Genomic DNA, 17,443 nt, shown 5'->3' with positions numbered 1-17,443 from the left:
CCCACTGTGCCCGCTCCCGTACGGATCTTCCTGGTACCGGCAGTCCCAGGAAGACGGGACGCCTGGCTGCTCCCGCATTCCGGAAGGAACCTGGACACATGACCACCACACTGATCACCGGGGCCAACAAGGGCCTCGGCCGCGAAACCGCCCGCCGCCTCGTCGGGGCCGGCCACACCGTCTACCTCGGCAGCCGCGATGCCGAGCGCGGCCGCCGCGCCGCCGAGGAGCTCGGCGCCCGGCACGTCGTCATCGACGTCACCGACGAGGCGTCCGTCGCCGCCGCGGCGGCCGTCATCGAGGCCGACGGCGGCCTGGACGTCCTCGTCAACAACGCCGGCATCGAGGGCCGCGCCGCGGGCAACGGCATCGTCGCCCCCGCCGACGAGACCGTCGACACCCTGCGCCCGCTCTTCGAGACGAACGTCTTCGGCACGCTGCGCGTCACCCACGCGTTCCTGCCCCTGCTCAGCCGCTCCGCCGCGCCCGTCATCGTCAACGTCAGCAGCGGCCTCGGCTCGATGGCCCTGGTCACCGACCCGACGGCCCCGGCGTACGGCTACCCCGGCATCGCCTACCCGGCCTCGAAGACCGCGGTGAACATGCTCACCGTGCAGTACGCGAAGGCGTTCCCGGCGTTCCGGATCAACTCCGTGGAGCCGGGCTTCACCAAGACCGACCTCAACGGCAACACCGGCGTCCAGACCGTCGAGGAGGGCGCCGAGATCATCGTGCGGATGGCGCAGATCGGACCCGACGGGCCGACCGGCGGCTACTTCTCCGCCGAGGGTCCCCTCGGCTGGTGACGCCGGGCCCGGCGGGGATGATGGGCGGTATGCGCATCCGCATCGAGGCGACCGACCTCCCGGGCCGTACCTGCGCCGCGCCCGCAGCCGAGGGCGTCACCGCGTACCCGAACGTCCACGTGGGCGTGCAACGCCGGGGGCGCCCGGGCGAGTTGCTCGGGCTGCAACCCGGCGACGCCCCGGCCGCGACCTGGACCCTGGACACCACGGCGGAGCAGACCCCGGCCGGCACGGACGTGCGCGGGCCCTACGTCCAGGGCGGCCCCGGCAGACGCTTCGTCCACCTTTCGTGGGGCTCGGTCGACGACGCCGGTGCCTTCGCCGTGTTCCGCCGGGCGAAGCTGCTGCTCGACGCGGTGCCCGCCGACGTGCTCGCCGCCGCGGCCCGCACGGGGCTGCTGGTGGGCCGCCTGGGTCTGACCGATGCGCGCGGTATGCCGCTGTGCGCACGGGTCGTACCGCCGGTCGTCACGTGGACGGCCGGGGCCGACCGGTGACGCAGGGGCCGGCTGCTATCCGGCCGACTCCGCCGCGTGCGGGCTCAGCACGCCCACCGTCACCAGCACGATCAGCGCGACGCCGAGCGCGATCCGGTAGTAGACGAACGGCATGAAGCTCTTGCTGGAGATGTACTTCATGAGCCAGGCGATGACCGCGTAGCCCACACCGAACGCGATCAGCGTCGCGAAGACCGTCGGCCCCCACGACACGTGGCCGCCCTCGGTCGCGTCCTTGAGCTCGAAGACGCCGGAGGCGAGGACCGCGGGGATGGCCAGCAGGAACGAGTAACGGGCCGCCGATTCACGGGTGTAGCCGAGGAAGAGGCCGCCGCTGATCGTCGCGCCGGACCGGGAGACGCCGGGGATCAGGGCCAGCGCCTGGCACAGACCGTAGATCAGACCGTCCTTGACGGAGAGGTCCTTGAGTTCCTTGCGGGAGCGGACCGCGCGGTGCCTGCCGCCCAGTTCGTCACGGGCCGCGCGGCGGTCGGCGATGCCGAGGACCACGCCCATCACGATGAGCGTCGTCGCCGTGAGACGCAGATCGCGGAACGGGCCCTCGATCTGGTCCTTGAAGGCGACCCCGAGCACGCCGATCGGGATCGAACCCACGATGACGAGCCAGCCCATCTGGGCGTCGTGGTCGCCGCGCATCGTCTTGTCCGTCAGCGACCGGAACCACGCCGAGATGATCCGCGCGATGTCCTTGCGGAAGAAGATCACCACCGCGGTCTCGGTACCGAGCTGGGTGATCGCGGTGAAGGCGGCCCCCGGGTCGTTCCACCCCGCGAAGGCGGCGGTCAGGCGGAGGTGGGCGCTCGACGAGATCGGGAGGAACTCCGTCAGTCCCTGGACGAGTCCGAGAATGAATGATTCGAACCAAGACATGGGGAGATTCGCGATCCAGGATGCGGGCGGAACCGGCCGCGAACGCGTCCGGACAGGGGTCTGCGCACCCTCGGGGTGTGGCCCCGGGGGCGTGCGTGGGCAGCGTAGCGCCCGAAAGTGACGAGGCGGCCACGGGGGTTCGATGACCGGCTCTCAGGACCCGGGTTCCCGCTGCGCCGCCAGGAGGGTGTCCGCGGCGGGCGTCCGGTAATAGAGGACCGAGCGGCCCGCGCGGCGGCGCCGGACGAGACGCGCGTCGAGCAGCACCCTCAGGTGGCGTCCCACGGAACCGAGCCCCTGGCCCGTCAACGCCACCAACTGCGTGGTCGTCAGCGGCTGTTCGAGGAGCGTGAGGACCTGTGCCCGGGCCGTGCCGAGCAGCGTCGCGAGGCCCGCGGGCGGCGCGGCGCCGCCGGTGTCCGCGAGGGCGCCCGCGCAGGGGTAGACCACCGCGTACCGGTCCGCGGGCTCCGGCCAGGACACCCAGCCCTGCTCGGGGGTGACGGGCACGAAGAGGAGTGCGGCCCCGGAGATGTCCCGCGGCGGGTAGTCGTGCGCGTTGATCCGTAACTGCCCGTCGCCGAGCCAGCGCATCGCCGGCCGCATCCCGCCGAAGGCCGCCGCCCAGCCCCCGACCGTCAACTCCCGCGTCCGCGCGACGACATCGGCCTCGAGGACCCGGCGCCGCCGCGCCCAGTCGGGGCGCACGGTCTCCTGCCACGTCCACTCCAGCAGGGCCGCGGTGCGCTCGGCGAGGTCGTCGGCGCGGGCCAGGGGCGCGGGGAGCGGGCCGGGGGAGGCGACGGCGAGGTGGGCGCGCACGGCGTCCGGGGGCGTGGCGCGGACGAGGGCGAGACCGTCGGCCAGGTCGAGTTCGTGCTCCCCGGTAGGAGTGGGCGTGACGAAGTCGGCGATCCAGGACGCCCCGAACGCGGTGTCCACCAGCAGCGCCGTCACCGGCTCCGCGGCGAGAAGCGCACGATAGGCGGGCAGATACGCGTCCAGCCAACGCCGCTCTCCGGGATGCGCGGCCCTCGGATCCGCCAGCTTCTTCAGGCTCGCCGTCGTCTCGGCGAGCTGCGACACGATGAAGCGGCTGCCCGCGAGGGTGTCCGCGTCGACCTGCCAGATGCCCACGGGTCCCCTTCGCCGAGTTTCGCCGGTCCGCGAAACATTAACGGCCGGGCCCGTGGACCCCGCAGCCTCCCCGCATGCGTACCTACCGCGATCTGTTCCGCGCTCCGGAATACCCGCCCTTCTTCCTCGCCTGCTCCCTCCAGATCGCGGCGCAGACGGTCGCGGGACTCGCCCTCGGCTCGCTCGTCTACGCCTCGACGGGCTCGGCGCTGCTCTCGGCCCTCGCGATGTTCGGGCCCTCGCTGGCCCAAGTGGTGGGCGCGTTCACGCTGTTGTCGGCCGCGGACCGGCTGCCGCCCCGCGCCGCCCTCGCCGCGCTCGCGCTCTTCGCCGCCCTCGTCAGCGCCGTGCAGGCCGCCCCCGGGCTGCCCACCGCGGCCGCGCTCGCCCTCGTCCTCGCGCAGGGCGTGCCCGCGGCGCTCGGCGGCGGCGTCCGCTACGGCCTGCTCACCGACATCCTCGACAAGGACGGCTTCCTGCTCGGCCGGTCCGTCCTCAACATGAGCACCGGCACCTGCCAGATCCTCGGATACGCGGTCGGCGGCGTCCTCGTCCAGGCGTTGTCGCCGCGCGGCACCCTGCTCATCGCCGCGGGCCTGTCCGTACTGGCGGCGGCCGCGGCCCGCTTCGGCCTCGCCCGCCGGGCACCGCGCGCCACGGGCAGGGTGTCGGTCGCCGAGACGCTGCGGGGCAACGCCGCGTTGTGGTCGTCGCCCGCACGCCGCACCGTCTATCTCGCCCTGTGGGTGCCGAACGGACTGATCGTCGGCTGCGAAGCACTCTTCATCCCCTACGCTCCCGAACGCGCGGGCCTGCTGCTGGCCGCGGCCGCGCTCGGCATGCTCGCGGGCGACACACTCGCCGGCCGCTTCGTGCCACCCCGCTGGCGCACCCGCCTGGGCGCCCCCCTGCGGTTGCTGCTGGCCGCGCCCTACCTGCTGTTCGCGATGGGCCCGGCGGTGCCCCTGGCCGCCGTCGTGGTAGCCGTCGCCTCCGTCGGGTACGCGGCGAGCCTGTTCCTGCAAGAGCAACTCGTGGCGCTCACCCCGGACGAACTCGGCGGCCACGCCCTGGGGTTGCACACGGCCGGGATGCTGACGATGCAGGGGGTGGGGGCGCTGGTGGCCGGAGCGCTGGCCCAGGTCACGTCACCGGGGGCGGCGATGGTGGTGTTGGCGGGGGCGTCGCTGGCGGTGACGCTGCGGCTGGGGCCGGGACTCAGGTACGCGGGCGGGGTTTGCGGATGATGCGGTCGGGCGGGAAGTGTTCGGCGCCGGTGACTTCGCGCGCGTCCGAGATCTCGACGGTGAGGTCGGGGAGGTGGCGGACGGGGGTCAGATCGACGTGCCTGGTCTTCGACTGGCAGACGATCTGAAGGCGGGTGAGGCCCGGACAGGCCGCGGCGACGTGGGCGAGGTCGTCGTCGCCGTCCACCGTTCCCAGCCACAGACGCCGGACGGTGGGCAAGGGAGGAACGTTCGCCAGCATGTGGGCTCCGGCACCGAGTTGAAGGACCAGGTCGTCGAGGTTCGGCAGGGTGGCAGCCGGCGACAGGTCGTCGAAGTGGCCGTACAGGTTGAGCGTGGTCAGGCTGGGCCACCGTTCGACCCCGGCCAGCGAGGTGAGTTCCCTACTGGCCCCGGAGCCGAGAGTGAGGCCTCGCAAGGTGGCATCCAGGTGCAGGGTGGTGAACTCCCGGGCTGAGAGCGGTCGGTGAAGCCCCAGGTGCGTCAGCCCGGTGTGGTGCCGCAGGCCCTCAAGACGTGCCTGCGCGTCGTACAGATGAAGGTTCGTGACGGCGCTCTCGGCCAGACAGGTGAGGTCGACGACGCCGGGGCAGTTCCGGAGACCAAGGTAGGACAGGCGCTTCCAGGACGTGAGGAAATCCAGACGGTCGAGCGTCGTGTTGTCGTTCAGGTCCAGCGATCGTACGGAGGACGTATCGACGGCGTGGGCGATCGCGTGCACGCCGTGATCGCCGTACAGCACAAGAGCATCGGGCGTCGGTAGGCCGGCCACGAGGTCCAACTGCTCAGGCGTACGCACAATGAGACGGGACGACCCGGCACGGTACAGGATCTCGCGAGCGTAGTCGGAGGCGTCGAACCTGTCCCAACTCACATGCATCGCCCATGCCACGCTGGGCTCGGGGTGCCCCAGGAACCGCTTCATCACCGTGAGCGCCGCATCCCCGCCCACGAACCCGGCTGTACGTACCACCGCCTGCGCCTCATCGTCCTCCAGCCTCTCAGGCCCAGGCAGCAGATCCAGAATGACCGGCCCCACCGCCGCCAGCGCACGTGCCTCATCCACGCTGCGCGGCGGCAACAACGCCGCGGCCCGGCCCTCGACCTCCTCCCTGACGGCAGGATCCAGCTCCGTCGCGTGTTCCAGGCACGCCGTCGCCAGCAGGTGCAGCCGCGTACGGTGCCGGGCCGTGCGGTCGCCGCGGGCGATGAGGCGCCGCAGGAGTCCGGCCCGCTCGGCCGGGCGCGCATGGGCCACGGCCATGCGGATCACGTCCTCCCACTGGTCGTCGTGGGCATTGCGCACGAGCAGCGGGATGTCGCGGGCCTCGACGGCGGCCTTGGCCCCCAAGTAGTCCTGGAACGTGCGGTGGACGAAGTCGATCGTCTCTGCCGTGGGCTGCCGCAACAGCCCGCAGCGCGCGAGGAGATGAGTGAGGACGGCGTCGGCATCCGCGTCGGCCTGCCGTGCGACCTGGGGCATGGCAGGCAGCGCGTCCTCGACCAGATCCCGTGCCATGGCGTACTCGAGCTCCGTCTGTCCGTTGCGGACCAACCAGTACGCGAGGCGCTGCAGCAGCTGGACGCTGTGGTGCGTGGACAGGGCGATGCCCTCGGGGGTGCCGATGTCGCGCTCCTGGTCCCTGCGGTGCAGCAGCATGGACAGGGCCGCCTCGTACAACTCCATCCGGCCGTGCGGCAGATGGCCGCGGCGGTCGCGGTGCAGTGCGCAGACCAGGGCGCAGAGCAGGGGAGTGGTGGCCAGCTGGGCCAGGTCCCGCTGCGAGCGCACCGTGTCCTGCAACGCCTCTTGCAGGACGGGGAGTTGATCCTGATCCTGTGCGGTTCCGGCGAGCGCGGCGGCTCTGTGCCACCGCTCGACGAACACCGCCACGTCCCTGGCGCCCATGGGCCGCACGGCCAGTTCGGTGAAGCCGCCGTCCGCGAGCCAGCCCTCCGGGACCGCTGAGGGACGCGTTGTGATCACGTAGGAGGCGTCGGGGTAGGCGGCGAGCAGCTCGCGCAACCACTCGCCGGTCCTGGCGCGTTGAGCCTGGGGCACCTCGTCGAGGCCGTCCACCAGGAGCAGGGCGCGCCCCTCCGTGAGGGCCCGGTCCGCCCAGCCGTCCGGCTGGGCGCCCGCCCGAGGGCAGCCCGCCGCGGCCAGGAAGTCCTGCGCCGCGGGCAGTTCCCCGCGGCGGACCAGGGTCCGCAGCGGCAGCACGAACGGCACGCAGTCGGCGAGATGGGCCAGCTCGGCCGGGAGGCGACGGCGGGCCGTGGCCACGGCGAGCCACTGCAGCAGGGTGGTCTTGCCGCTGCCGGCCAGACCCCGGATCAGCATGCGCCGCCGCCCGGCGAGCGCCTGCTCGGCCCGCTCCACCCGCACCTGCGGCCCTGCGTCGGGGCCGCCCTCCGGGGCGATCCCGTGGGCGGCCGTCGAGAATTCCAGGCTCAGATAGGCGGCGTCCAGCGGCCAGCAGGCGCGGTCGGGCCGGGACAGGTCAAGGCCGATCACGGACAACCGCCCGTGACGCTCCTCGACGTACTTGCGGTACCAGGCGTCGAAGGGCTCCTGCGGCCCGGCGCCGGGGGCGCGAGCGGACGGGGGCAGCGCCTCCGCCCGCAGTCGCAGGAGCGGTCCGGCATCGACGCCCAGGGCCCGGGCGAGCGCCGCCACGGTCGCCTCGCTGGGCAGCCCCGTGCCGTTGAGGGCCTGGCTGACCGTGGTCCGGCTGAGGCCCGCCCGCGCTGCCAGACCCGCCATCGAAAGGCGCCGCTTGAGCCGCAGGGCCCTTAATCGAGCCGCCACTTCGACCAATTGAGCCGCCGCTTCGACGAACGACTGCTGCCTGTTCCGATCCGTCACCGCGGGTTCCCCGTCTCCGGTCCGCCGCCCCGGCGTGACCCTGTTCAGTCCCGTTCATCTTGGGCCAACTGAACACCGCTGTACGCGACTTCGGTGAACCTCGGCCGCATGCCGACACCGCTGCTCGTCCTCGTTCTGGCCCTCGTCCTCGTCGTCATCGGACTCGTCTCCGTACTCGGCGCCGTCCTCGCCGTTCTGCTCGCGCGGTGGGACGGCGCCACCCTGCCCGCCGCCCTGCTGCGCGGGGGCGTCTGCTGCGGCTCCACGGCCACGGTCCTGACGGCCGTGCTGGCGCTGACCGTCAGCGTGCTCACGTGAGAGAACTCCGTGGCGACGCCCTGTTGACCCCCTCGCCCCCGCCCGCTTAGCGTCACCCGGGGGAAAGCGCTTGCTATGGCCTGGCCGTGGCGGCGCCGCCCCCACCCGGCCCCGTCACCGCACCCCGATGGAGTGTTGATCGCGCCCATGCGCACCGCACCCGCCCCCGACCGCTCGGGACCCCGTACCCACCGCCTCAGGGCCGCCCTCGTCGGCACCGGCGCCATCGCCGCCGGCGGGCACCTGCCTGCCCTTCAACGGCTCGTCGCCGAAGGGGAGTTGGAGATCGCCGCGGCCGTCGACATCGACGACGACGCCGTGCGGCGCTTCTGCGCCGAGCACGGCATCCCGCAGCCGTACACCGATCTCGCCCGCATGCTCGACGAGCAGCGGCCCGACCTCGTCAGCATCTGTACGCCGCCGACGCTGCACCGCGAACAGACCGTCGCCGCCCTGGAGTCGGGCGCCTGGGTGTGGTGCGAGAAGCCGCCGTGTCCGTCCCTGGAGGAGTTCGACTCCATCGAGGCGGCGGAGGGGAAGGACGGCGGGCCGTACGCGGCCGTCGTGTTCCAGCACCGGTTCGGGTCCGGGGCGCGGCACGTGCGCGAGCTGCTTGCCGAGGGCGGCCTCGGGCGGCCGCTCGTCGCCCACTGCCAGACCACCTGGTACCGGGACACCGCCTACTACTCCGTGCCCTGGCGCGGGCGTTGGGCCACCGAGGGCGGCGGTCCGGCCATGGGGCACGGCATCCACCAGATGGATCTGCTGCTCGACATCCTCGGGCCGTGGACCGAGGTGCGCGCCATGGCGGGGCGTCTCGTGCACGACGTGGAGACCGAGGACGTGTCGACCGCCCTCGTGCGGTTCGCGAGCGGGGCGATGGCCACCGTCGTCAACAGCGTCCTCAGCCCCGACGAAGTCAGTCGCATCCGCATCGACTGCGAGCGCGCGACCCTCGAACTGACCCACCTGTACGGGTACGGGAACGGGGACTGGGCGATCACCCCCGCCCGCGACGTCCCCGCCGAACTGGCCGACAGGTGGCGGGACTTCGGGCCCGACGTGCCCAGCTCCCACCTCGCCCAGCTGCGTGAGCTCGTCGCCTCGATGCGCGCGGGCGAGCGGCCGCGCGCCAGCGGTCCCGACGGGCGCACCAGCCTCGAGCTGATCGCCGCGCTGTACAAGTCCGCGTTCGCCGACGTCACCGTCCGCGCCGGGGAGATCGGCCCCGGCGACCCGTACTACACCGCCCTGCACGGGGGCGCTCCCGGCTGGGCGCCCCGCCAGGAGGCCGGCGCATGAGCGACCTGCGGATCGTCCACACCCACGGCGACCGGATCACCGTCGTCGAACCCGTCACGGGCGTCGAGTTGGTCGCGTACGTCTACCGGCCCGAGGCCGCCTGGGAGGCCCCGAAGCCGTATCTGCACCCGATCAGGACCCTCGCCGGAGACGTCGTCACCGACTACCGGCCGAACGACCACCGCTGGCACAAGGGCCTGCAGATGACCGCCTCGCACCTGTCGGGGCAGAACCTGTGGGGCGGCAACTCCTATGTCCACGGCGAGGGTTACCTGGCGCTGCCCGAGCGCGTCGGCTCCATGGCGCACCTCGGCTTCGACCTCGTCCGCGCGGACGGCGGGGGCGTGATCATCGCCGAGCGCCTCAGCTGGCACCCGTACGACGGGGAGCTGTGGGCCGACGAGCAGCGCCGCATCGAGGTCCGTGACGTCGACCAGGACACCGGCGCCTGGACGCTGACCTGGACCAGCGCGATCACCAACCGGCGCGCCGAGCCCCTGCGCTTCGGCAGCCCCACCACGCACGGCCGTGAACTCGCGGGCTACACCGGCCTGTTCTGGCGCGGCCCGCGCGCCTTCCGCGACGGCCGCATCCAGACCGCCGACGACGAGGGCCCGGGGATCATGGGCACGCAGGCACCCTGGCTCGCGTACAGCGGCGAGCACGACGGCGCCGACGGGCATGCCACCCTCGTCTTCGAGCACGCCCCGGAGAACGACCACTCGGGGGAGGCGGGGAGTCATCCGGCCCACTGGTTCGTGCGCAACGAGCCGTTCGCCGCGGTCGCCCCCTCCTTCGCGTACTACGACGAGCTCGTCCTGGCGCCCGGCGCCACGCTCACCCGCCGCTACCGCGTCGTCGTCGCCGACGGCGCCTGGGAGCGCGAACGCATCGCCAAGTACCTTGCGGAGCACCCGTGGTGAGTCCGTACGCGGGCCTGCCCGGCGGGGTCGCCGTCTCGCACCTGTCGGTGTACGACTGGCCCGCCGCGGACGGCCTGTGCGGCGGCACCCCGCACATGCACCTCACCTGCAGCGAGGGCTACGTCGTGACGGCGGGCCGCGGCGCCGTCCAGACGCTGACGGCCGCCGGGTTCGCGCACACGCCCCTGGAGCCGGGCACCGTCGCCTGGTTCACGCCGGGCACCATTCATCGCCTCGTCAACGAGGACGGGGCCCTGCGCATCGTCGTGCTGATGCAGAACAGCGGGCTGCCCGAGGCCGGTGACGCCGTGCTCACGCTGCCGCCCGCGCACCTGACCGACCCCGACACCTACGCGGCGGCCACGGCGATCCCCGCCGACGCCCCGGAGGAGGAGCAGGAACGGGTGGCACGGGCCCGTCGCGACCTCGCTGTCCAGGGCTATCTGCGGCTGCGCGAGGAGCCGGAGGAACTCGCCGCCTTCCACGAGGCGGCGGCCGCGCTCGTACGCCATCGGCTCGACGCCTGGCGCACCCGCTGGGAGCGGGGTGCGGCCGCCGCGGCCGCCGCGACCGGGCGCCAGCTCGACCGGCTCGCGGCCGGGGACGCCGGGCATCTCGCGGAGGCGGTGGTGCAGTCCGAAGTCCCTTCCGCGTACGGGAAGTTCGGGATGTGCGGCCGCTTGGACGTGTACCGGACCGACAGGCCCCAGGGCATCCTCCCCTCCGTGCTCCCACCGTCTTGACACAAGGGTGAGTGTTCACTCACCCTTGGTGTGAGCAGGGGTGAGTGAGTACTCACCAACCTGTCTTGTCCATCATGCCTTCATCATGCCGAACGTGTCGCGAGGGGAAGTTCCGAAGATGGCCGACTTGCAGAGCCTGGACCCGAATACGCCGATGTTCGCCCAGTTCAAGGAGGAGACCGGGCCCGTCGTCCTGGCCAACACCTTTGTCGTTCCGAAGGCGAGGACCGAATCGTTCCTGGCTCTCTTCCGCAGGCAGGCCGAGTTCATGAGGGTCCAACCGGGCTTCGTCTCCCTGCAGTTGCACCAGGGAACGGCAGGCAGTGAGCTTCTGATGAACGTCGCGGTCTGGGAGTCTACGGAGGCGCTCGCCGCGGCGTTCGGCAACCCGGAGTTCCAGCGTGTGGCTGCCGAGTTCGGGGACGACATCGTGTCGTACCCGCACATCTTCGAGCGGATCGACGTGTGACGCCGCGGCTGCAGCCCTGAGGAGGAGTCACCATGACCGTGGAACTGAACCACACCATCGTGCCCGCCCGTGACCCGCAGGCCTCGGCGCGGTTCCTGGCCGACATCCTCGGCCTGAGTGTCGATCCGCCGGTGGCGCACTTCACGCCGGTCACGCTGAACAACCACGTCAGCCTGGACTATGACCAGGTGGACGACTTCGAGCCGCACCACTACGCGTTCATGGTCGGCGAGGAGGAGTTCGACGCCGCCTTCGCCCGCATCCAGAGCGGTGGAATCACCTACTACGGCGATCCCGCCTGTCGGGAGATCGGGCAGATCTACCACAGCAAGCACGTCGAAGGGCGCAGGGGCACCTACTTCCGCGACCCCAGCGGACACCTCATGGAAATACTCACCGCGGGGCGCCGGGACTAAGGCCTGTCCTCGGGTCCCGCCGTCGTCCAGCCCGGGGCCTGGGGGTGGGCCGTGAGGTCCGAGTGGTGCACTTCCTCGCCGCAGGCGCCGCAGGTCACCACGGGCCGCAGATCGTGCCCGCACTTGTGCTCGACCACCATGGGGCGGTCGCCGTCGCGCAGATGGCGGTCGCCCCAGGCCATGAGCGTCATCAGGACCGGTTCGAGTTCGAGGCCCGCTCGCGTCGGCCGGTACTCGAAGCGCTGCGGCCGGTCCTGGTAGGCGACCTTCTCCAGGATTCCCGCCTCCACGAGGCGCTTCAGCCGGGTCGCCAGGATGTCGCGCGGCGCCCCGATGTTGCGCACGAGCCGGTCGAAGCGGCCGTTGCCCAGGCACACCTCGCGCAGCACGAGCAGCGAGTACTTCTCCCCGACGACGGCCAGGGTGTCGGCGATCGAGCAGGGGCGCGGGTCCTTGGCGGCAGCGGGCATGCGCCCAGTGTAGGGGCCTGATCAGGAGAGGGTTTGTTTTTCCAATGCGCGGAGCTATGGTGAGTTTGAAATTCCTACTCGTGCGTAACCCTCACCTGCCCCGGAGGCCGGAGCCATGCGTGACGCCGTCGTCGTCGAAGCCGTACGCACCCCCGTCGGGAAGGGCAAGCCGAACGGCGCCCTAGCCCAGGTCCATCCCGTCCAGCTCCTCGCGCACACGCTGCGCACCCTCGTCGACCGGGCCGGCGTCGACCCCGGGCTCGTCGACGACGTGATCGGCGGCACCGTCGACCAGGTCGGCGAGCAGGCCATGAACACCACGCGGTACGCGGTCCTGTCCGCCGGGTTCCCCGAGTCCGTGCCCGCGACCACCATCGACCGGCAGTGCGGCTCCTCGCAGCAGGCCGTGCACTTCGCGGCGCAGGGCGTCATCTCCGGCGCGTACGACATGGTCGTCGCCTGCGGGGTCGAGTCGATGAGCCGCGTCCCGATGTGGTCCAACGTGCCCGAGGGCAAGGACCCGTTCGGGCCCGGCATCGCCGAGCGCTACCCCGAGGGCCTCGCGCCGCAGGGCGTCAGCGCCGAACTCATCGCCGCCAAGTGGTCGCTCACCCGCGAGCAGATGGACACGTACGCCGTCGGCTCGCACCGCAAGGCCGCGGCCGCCTGGGACGCCGGGCTCTTCGGCGCGGAGGTCGCCCCGCTGGAAGGACTGACCCGGGACGAGTCGGTGCGGCCCGGCACGTCCCTGGAGGTGCTCGGCGGGCTCAAGTCGGCGTACTACGACGCGGGATTCGCCGAGCGCTTCCCTCAGATCGAGTGGAACGTGACCGCGGGCAACGCGAGCCCCGTCAACGACGGCGCCTCCGCCGTGCTCATCACCACCAGCGAGAACGCGGCCCGCCTCGGCCTGCGCCCGCTGGCCCGGCTGCACTCCTTCGCCGTCACCGGGTCCGATCCGCTGCTCATGCTGACAGGCGTGATCCCCGCGACCGAGAAGGTCCTGCGGCGGGCCGGTCTCTCGCTCGGTGACATCGACCTGTTCGAGGTCAACGAGGCGTTCGCCTCCGTGGTGCTGGCCTGGCTGCAGGAGACCGGCGCGGACCCGTCCCGGGTGAACGTCCACGGTGGGGCCATCGCGCTCGGGCATCCGCTCGGGGCGAGCGGGACGCGGCTGATGACGACACTGGTGCACGCGATGCGCGAACGCGGCGCCCGCTACGGGCTGCAGACCATGTGCGAGGCGGGCGGACTGGCGAACGCGACGGTTCTCGAAGCGATGTGAAACTCCCGCAGGTCGGTCCGAGCGGATCGGGCCGAGCGGGGCGCGGTGTCAGGCGTGGCCGCGGAGCTTGTGCCGCTTCAGCCACGCCACCGCCGCGCCCGCCACCCCCGTGACCGCGATGAACCCCATCGCGATCAGGAACGCCGGGGACGTCGGTGTCGAGGCACGCGCGCCGGCCACCACGTACGCCGCCGTGTTCGGGATCGAGCCGAGCGCCGTCGCCAGCAGGAACGGGGCCCAGCCCATGCGGGAGATGGACGCGCAGTAGTTCGCCGCCCAGAACGGGACGCCGGGGAAGAGGCGGGCCGCCAGCATCGAGCGGAAGCCGTGCCTGCTCAGCTGGCCGTCCGCCGCCTTCAGCCAGCGGCCGCGCAGCAGCGGGCGCAGCGCGTCCTGGCCTAGCAGCCGGCCCAGGCCGAAGGCGATGCCGGCGCCGAGGACCGTGCCGACGAACGCCCCGAGCAGGCCGAGCTGGGAGCCGAAGAGCGCCCCCGCCGCCAGATTGAGCAGCGGTCTCGGCACGAACGCCACCGTGCAGACCCCGTACGCCACCGCGAACAGCACCACCGCGGCCGCGCCGCCCACCTCGGGCGGCCACCCGTCGGAGAGGATCCGCTGCGGCTCGAAGAGCAGGACGGACGTCGCGCCCGCGGCCAGCAGCAGGACCAGCAGCGACAGCCGGGACCAGGGCGACAGCAGGGCCCTGGTGCAGCGCGCGGCGAGGCCTGCGGGGCGGGCGGCGACGGGTTCGAACATCCGGGGAGACTAACCGACTGATACGTAAGATCGCCGTAGGTTGTGTCTCACTTTCCCTGCTGTTCGCCTCACTTTCCCGCAGGAAGCCCCGCCGGGGTTCCGTAGCGAGTTCCATAACGCGTTACGGAACGCGTTCCGTAGCGAGTTCCGTAACGAGGAGGGTCACGTGCCCGTCATCGCGCCGCCGCCCAGCGCACTCGCCGACACCGTCCTCTCCCGGCTCCCCGCCGTCTACGGCGCCGCGGCCGACCCGGAGCGGGCCGCGGCGATGCGCGCCTACATGAAGGACGTCGCCCCCTTCCTCGGGCTTCCCTCGCCCGTCCGCAAGGAGCTGACCAAGGCCGTCCTCGACGGGACACCGCGGCCCGACGAGGCCGACCTGACCGCCGTCGCGCTGCGCTGCTGGGCGCTGCCCGAGCGCGAGTACGCGTACTTCGCCGTCGACTACCTGCGCCGACACGTGCGCCGCCTGTCGTCCGGCTTCCTGCCCGTCGCCCGGCACCTGGTCACGACCGGGCCCTGGTGGGACACCGTCGACCTGCTCGCCGCACACGTGGTGGGCGGGCTCGTCGCCGCCGATCCGAAGCTGACGGCGGACATGGACGCCTGGATCGAGGACCCCGACCTGTGGGTCGCCCGCACCGCGCTCCTTCACCAGCTGCGCCACAAGGACGCGACGGACGAGCAGCGGCTGTTCGCGTACTGCCTGCGGCAGGCCGGGCACCAGGACTTCTTCGTCCGCAAGGCGATCGGCTGGGCCCTGCGCGAGTACGCCAAGACCGATCCCGCCGCCGTACGTGCCTTCGTCGCCGGCCACCGGGACGTGCTCGCGCCGCTCTCGGTGCGCGAGGCCCTGAAGAACGTAGGACCGTGAACGGCTGAGCAGGCCGGTCAGCTGCCGTGCGGGGCGCGGAAAACCATTCGACGTGCCGCGGTGCGTCGGCGATGATCTGCCTCATGTTCCGGCACGCCTTCCTCGCAGCTCCGTCCGCAGTCGCGGACGCTGCTCAGGCTGCCGTTTTCCTCGCCGCAGCCGCTGACGGCGCGCGAAGCTGACCCTCTCCGGACATTCCGGCAGACCCCGCAGGGGGAGGGTCGGTACCGCTCAGGGGTCCCCGCCTCCCGAAGGAGGCCACCACTTGTTCTGACGTTCCGGAAGGGACCACCCAGCCATGCCCAAGACGGCATACGTGCGCACCAAGCCGCACCTCAACATCGGCACCATGGGCCACGTCGACCACGGCAAGACGACCCTGACCGCCGCCATCACCAAGGTCCTCGCCGCGCGCGGGGCGAGCAGTTTCGTGCCGTTCGACCGGATCGACAAGGCGCCCGAGGAGGCGCAGCGCGGCATCACCATCAACATCGCGCACGTCGAGTACGAGACCGACACCCGGCACTACGCCCACGTGGACATGCCGGGTCACGCCGACTACGTGAAGAACATGGTCACGGGCGCGGCCCAGCTCGACGGGGCGATCCTCGTCGTCTCCGCGCTCGACGGGATCATGCCGCAGACCGCCGAGCACGTGCTGCTCGCGCGGCAGGTCGGCGTCGACCACATCGTCGTCGCGCTCAACAAGGCCGACGCCGGTGACGAGGAACTCACCGACCTCGTCGAGCTCGAGGTGCGCGAGCTGCTCTCCGCGCACGGCTACGGAGGCGACTCCGTACCCGTGGTGCGGGTGTCCGGGCTCAAGGCCCTTGAGGGGGACCCGCGTTGGGAGGCGGCCGTCGAGGCGCTGCTCGACGCGGTGGACACCTACGTCCCGATGCCGGAGCGGTACGTGGACGCGCCGTTCCTGTTGTCGGTCGAGAACGTCATGACCATCAGCGGCCGCGGCACCGTCGTCACCGGCGCCGTCGAGCGCGGGCGGATCCGGGTCGGAGACCGGGTGCGTGTGTACGGGGTCGCCGAGGACGGCAAGGACGCCGAGACTGTCGTGACCGGGCTCGAGACCTTCGGCAAGCCGATGGACGAGGCGCAGGCCGGGGACAACGTGGCGCTGCTGCTGCGCGGCGTCCCCCGTGACGCGGTGCGCCGCGGGCACGTCGTCGCCGAGCCCGGCAGCGTACGGCCCGCGCGGCGCTTCACCGCGCAGGTGTACGTCCTGTCGGCGGCGGAGGGCGGCCGCAGCACACCGGTCGCCACCGGGTACCGGCCACAGTTCTACCTGCGCACCGCGGACGTCGTCGGCGACGTCGACCTCGGCGCCGCCGCCGTCGCCCGGCCGGGCGACACCGTCACCATGACGGTCGAGCTCGGCCGTGACGTGCCGCTGGAGTCGGGGCTCGGCTTCGCGATCCGCGAGGGCGGGCGGACCGTCGGCGCGGGCACGGTGACGTCGGTGGAATGAGCAAGTCGTGTGGCCGGGACCCCGGGGTCCCGGCCACACGGGCGTACGCCACACTGAGCCCCGACACGACGTACTCGACGGAGGTCGCGGTGACGGGCAGAGCACTCGTACTCGGTGGCGGCGGCCTCGCCGGCATCGGCTGGATCTCCGGGATCCTGCACGGCCTCGCCGAGGCCGGCGCCGACCTGTGGGACGCCGACACCGTCATCGGCACCTCGGCGGGCGCGGTCGTCGGCGCCCAGCTCACCTCGGGCAAGCTGACGCCCCTGAGTCTCTACGAGCGTCAACTCGCCGCGCCAGTGAAGGAGTTGACCGCATCCTTCGGGGCGAGCGCCACCTTCCGCTACGCGCGCGCCGCCCTGTCCTCGCGCTCCATCGAGGCGTACGGGCGCAAGCTCGGGCGGATGGCGCTCGCCGCCCGCACCCCCGACGAGGCGGAGCGGCGCGCGGTGATCGCGGGCCGGCTCGTCTCGCACGACTGGCCGTCGCGACGGCTGCTGGTCACCGCGGTGCAGGCGAGCACGGGGGAGTTCCGCGTCTTCGACGGCAGCTGCGGCGTCGGCCTCGTGGACGCCGTCGCGGCGAGCTGCGCGGTGCCCGGTGTCTGGCCGCCGGTGACCATCGACGGTGTCCGCTGGATCGACGGCGGCACCCGTTCCCCGGCCAACGCCCAGCTCGCCGAGGGACACGAGCGGATCGTCGTCGTCGCGCCCATCGCGGCGGGCGGCGGCGTCCTGCACGCGGCCCGTACCCAGGCGGCCCGGCTCGCCGCCGACGGCGCCCACGTCACCCTCATCACCCCGGACCGGGCCGCCCGCCGTGCGTTCGGCGGCAACAGCCTCGACCCCGAGCGCCGCGCACCCGCCGCCCGCGCGGGCCTGGAGCAGGCCGCGGCGTGCGCGCAGGCGGTGGCCCGCACCTGGGCGCGGCCCTGACCGGCCCCGGCACAATGGCGTA

At 72.4% G+C, this 17,443-nt stretch carries 18 protein-coding genes; 13 read left to right on the top strand and 5 right to left on the bottom strand.

Going from position 1 to position 17,443, the window contains the following annotated elements; genetic code table 11:
- Nucleotides 1-98 precede the first annotated feature (98 nt).
- Both ACIBUY_RS34395 and ACIBUY_RS34390 read left to right on the top strand, forming a co-directional pair.
- Nucleotides 99-806 (top strand): SDR family NAD(P)-dependent oxidoreductase, encoded by a 708-nt coding sequence (locus ACIBUY_RS34395; RefSeq protein ID WP_399154737.1) that lies wholly within the window; start codon nt 99-101, stop codon nt 804-806.
- A 29-nt stretch (nt 807-835) separates the two neighbouring features.
- Entirely contained in the window at nt 836-1,303 is a 468-nt protein-coding gene (locus ACIBUY_RS34390; RefSeq protein WP_399154736.1) for a DUF5990 family protein, read from the top strand.
- A 15-nt stretch (nt 1,304-1,318) separates the two neighbouring features.
- Here ACIBUY_RS34390 and ACIBUY_RS34385 read toward each other — a convergent pair whose 3' ends face one another.
- Both ACIBUY_RS34385 and ACIBUY_RS34380 read right to left on the bottom strand, forming a co-directional pair.
- On the bottom strand, nt 1,319-2,194 hold the full coding sequence (locus ACIBUY_RS34385; protein WP_365571418.1) for an undecaprenyl-diphosphate phosphatase: 876 nt from the start codon (nt 2,192-2,194) through the stop codon (nt 1,319-1,321).
- Nucleotides 2,195-2,347: 153 nt separating this feature from the next.
- Complete coding sequence (locus ACIBUY_RS34380; RefSeq protein ID WP_399154735.1) at nt 2,348-3,331, bottom strand: ArsR family transcriptional regulator; 984 nt, start codon at nt 3,329-3,331, stop codon at nt 2,348-2,350.
- A 74-nt stretch (nt 3,332-3,405) separates the two neighbouring features.
- Between ACIBUY_RS34380 and ACIBUY_RS34375 the strand changes: the two genes are divergently transcribed.
- On the top strand, nt 3,406-4,578 hold the full coding sequence (locus tag ACIBUY_RS34375; protein ID WP_365571424.1) for an MFS transporter: 1,173 nt from the start codon (nt 3,406-3,408) through the stop codon (nt 4,576-4,578).
- Here ACIBUY_RS34375 and ACIBUY_RS34370 read toward each other — a convergent pair.
- Nucleotides 4,550-7,447: an NACHT domain-containing protein gene (locus ACIBUY_RS34370; protein WP_399154734.1), complete on the bottom strand. Its 2,898-nt coding sequence runs from the start codon at nt 7,445-7,447 to the stop codon at nt 4,550-4,552. The two genes, ACIBUY_RS34375 and ACIBUY_RS34370, sit on opposite strands and share 29 nt — an antisense overlap.
- Before the next feature lie 108 nt (nt 7,448-7,555).
- Between ACIBUY_RS34370 and ACIBUY_RS34365 the strand changes: the two genes are divergently transcribed.
- From ACIBUY_RS34365 to ACIBUY_RS34340, 6 genes are all read left to right on the top strand, one after another.
- Nucleotides 7,556-7,765 (top strand): hypothetical protein, encoded by a 210-nt coding sequence (locus ACIBUY_RS34365; protein ID WP_365571430.1) that lies wholly within the window; start codon nt 7,556-7,558, stop codon nt 7,763-7,765.
- A gap of 147 nt (nt 7,766-7,912) precedes the next feature.
- Complete coding sequence (locus ACIBUY_RS34360; protein ID WP_399154733.1) at nt 7,913-9,067, top strand: Gfo/Idh/MocA family protein; 1,155 nt, start codon at nt 7,913-7,915, stop codon at nt 9,065-9,067.
- Nucleotides 9,064-9,990 (top strand): PmoA family protein, encoded by a 927-nt coding sequence (locus tag ACIBUY_RS34355; RefSeq protein WP_399154732.1) that lies wholly within the window; start codon nt 9,064-9,066, stop codon nt 9,988-9,990. The genes ACIBUY_RS34360 and ACIBUY_RS34355 overlap by 4 nt, the downstream gene beginning before the upstream one ends.
- Nucleotides 9,984-10,733: a cupin domain-containing protein gene (locus ACIBUY_RS34350; RefSeq protein ID WP_399154731.1), complete on the top strand. Its 750-nt coding sequence runs from the start codon at nt 9,984-9,986 to the stop codon at nt 10,731-10,733. Before ACIBUY_RS34355 ends, ACIBUY_RS34350 begins: the two co-directional genes overlap by 7 nt.
- 118 nt (nt 10,734-10,851) lie before the next feature.
- Nucleotides 10,852-11,202 (top strand): antibiotic biosynthesis monooxygenase family protein, encoded by a 351-nt coding sequence (locus ACIBUY_RS34345; protein WP_365571441.1) that lies wholly within the window; start codon nt 10,852-10,854, stop codon nt 11,200-11,202.
- A 32-nt stretch (nt 11,203-11,234) separates the two neighbouring features.
- Nucleotides 11,235-11,618 (top strand): VOC family protein, encoded by a 384-nt coding sequence (locus ACIBUY_RS34340; protein ID WP_399154730.1) that lies wholly within the window; start codon nt 11,235-11,237, stop codon nt 11,616-11,618.
- Here ACIBUY_RS34340 and ACIBUY_RS34335 read toward each other — a convergent pair.
- Nucleotides 11,615-12,088 carry a winged helix-turn-helix transcriptional regulator gene (locus ACIBUY_RS34335; RefSeq protein ID WP_399154729.1) on the bottom strand — a complete coding sequence of 158 codons (474 nt, stop codon included), beginning with the start codon at nt 12,086-12,088 and terminating at the stop codon, nt 11,615-11,617. The two genes, ACIBUY_RS34340 and ACIBUY_RS34335, sit on opposite strands and share 4 nt — an antisense overlap.
- 115 nt (nt 12,089-12,203) lie before the next feature.
- On the opposite strand from ACIBUY_RS34335, the gene ACIBUY_RS34330 reads away from it, so the two are divergent.
- On the top strand, nt 12,204-13,373 hold the full coding sequence (locus tag ACIBUY_RS34330; RefSeq protein WP_399154728.1) for a thiolase family protein: 1,170 nt from the start codon (nt 12,204-12,206) through the stop codon (nt 13,371-13,373).
- Between the two features lie 48 nt (nt 13,374-13,421).
- Here the strand turns inward: ACIBUY_RS34330 and ACIBUY_RS34325 are convergent, their stop codons facing one another.
- Entirely contained in the window at nt 13,422-14,129 is a 708-nt protein-coding gene (locus tag ACIBUY_RS34325) for a TVP38/TMEM64 family protein (protein WP_399154727.1), read from the bottom strand.
- A 166-nt stretch (nt 14,130-14,295) separates the two neighbouring features.
- On the opposite strand from ACIBUY_RS34325, the gene ACIBUY_RS34320 reads away from it, so the two are divergent.
- The 3 genes from ACIBUY_RS34320 to ACIBUY_RS34310 all read left to right on the top strand — a co-directional run bounded on the left by ACIBUY_RS34320 (nt 14,296) and on the right by ACIBUY_RS34310 (nt 17,421).
- Nucleotides 14,296-15,003 carry a DNA alkylation repair protein gene (locus ACIBUY_RS34320; RefSeq protein WP_399154726.1) on the top strand — a complete coding sequence of 236 codons (708 nt, stop codon included), beginning with the start codon at nt 14,296-14,298 and terminating at the stop codon, nt 15,001-15,003.
- 298 nt (nt 15,004-15,301) lie between these two features.
- Nucleotides 15,302-16,486 (top strand): elongation factor Tu, encoded by a 1,185-nt coding sequence (gene tuf / locus ACIBUY_RS34315; RefSeq protein ID WP_399154725.1) that lies wholly within the window; start codon nt 15,302-15,304, stop codon nt 16,484-16,486.
- 89 nt (nt 16,487-16,575) lie between these two features.
- On the top strand, nt 16,576-17,421 hold the full coding sequence (locus ACIBUY_RS34310) for a patatin-like phospholipase family protein (RefSeq protein ID WP_399154765.1): 846 nt from the start codon (nt 16,576-16,578) through the stop codon (nt 17,419-17,421).
- Nucleotides 17,422-17,443 lie beyond the last annotated feature (22 nt).

The sequence above is a fragment of the Streptomyces sp. NPDC050085 genome, assembly GCF_044460595.1.
Taxonomy (GTDB): Bacteria; Actinomycetota; Actinomycetes; order Streptomycetales; family Streptomycetaceae; genus Streptomyces.
Note: the sequence above shows the minus strand (reverse complement) of the source record. Positions and strands in the feature narration are given on the sequence as shown.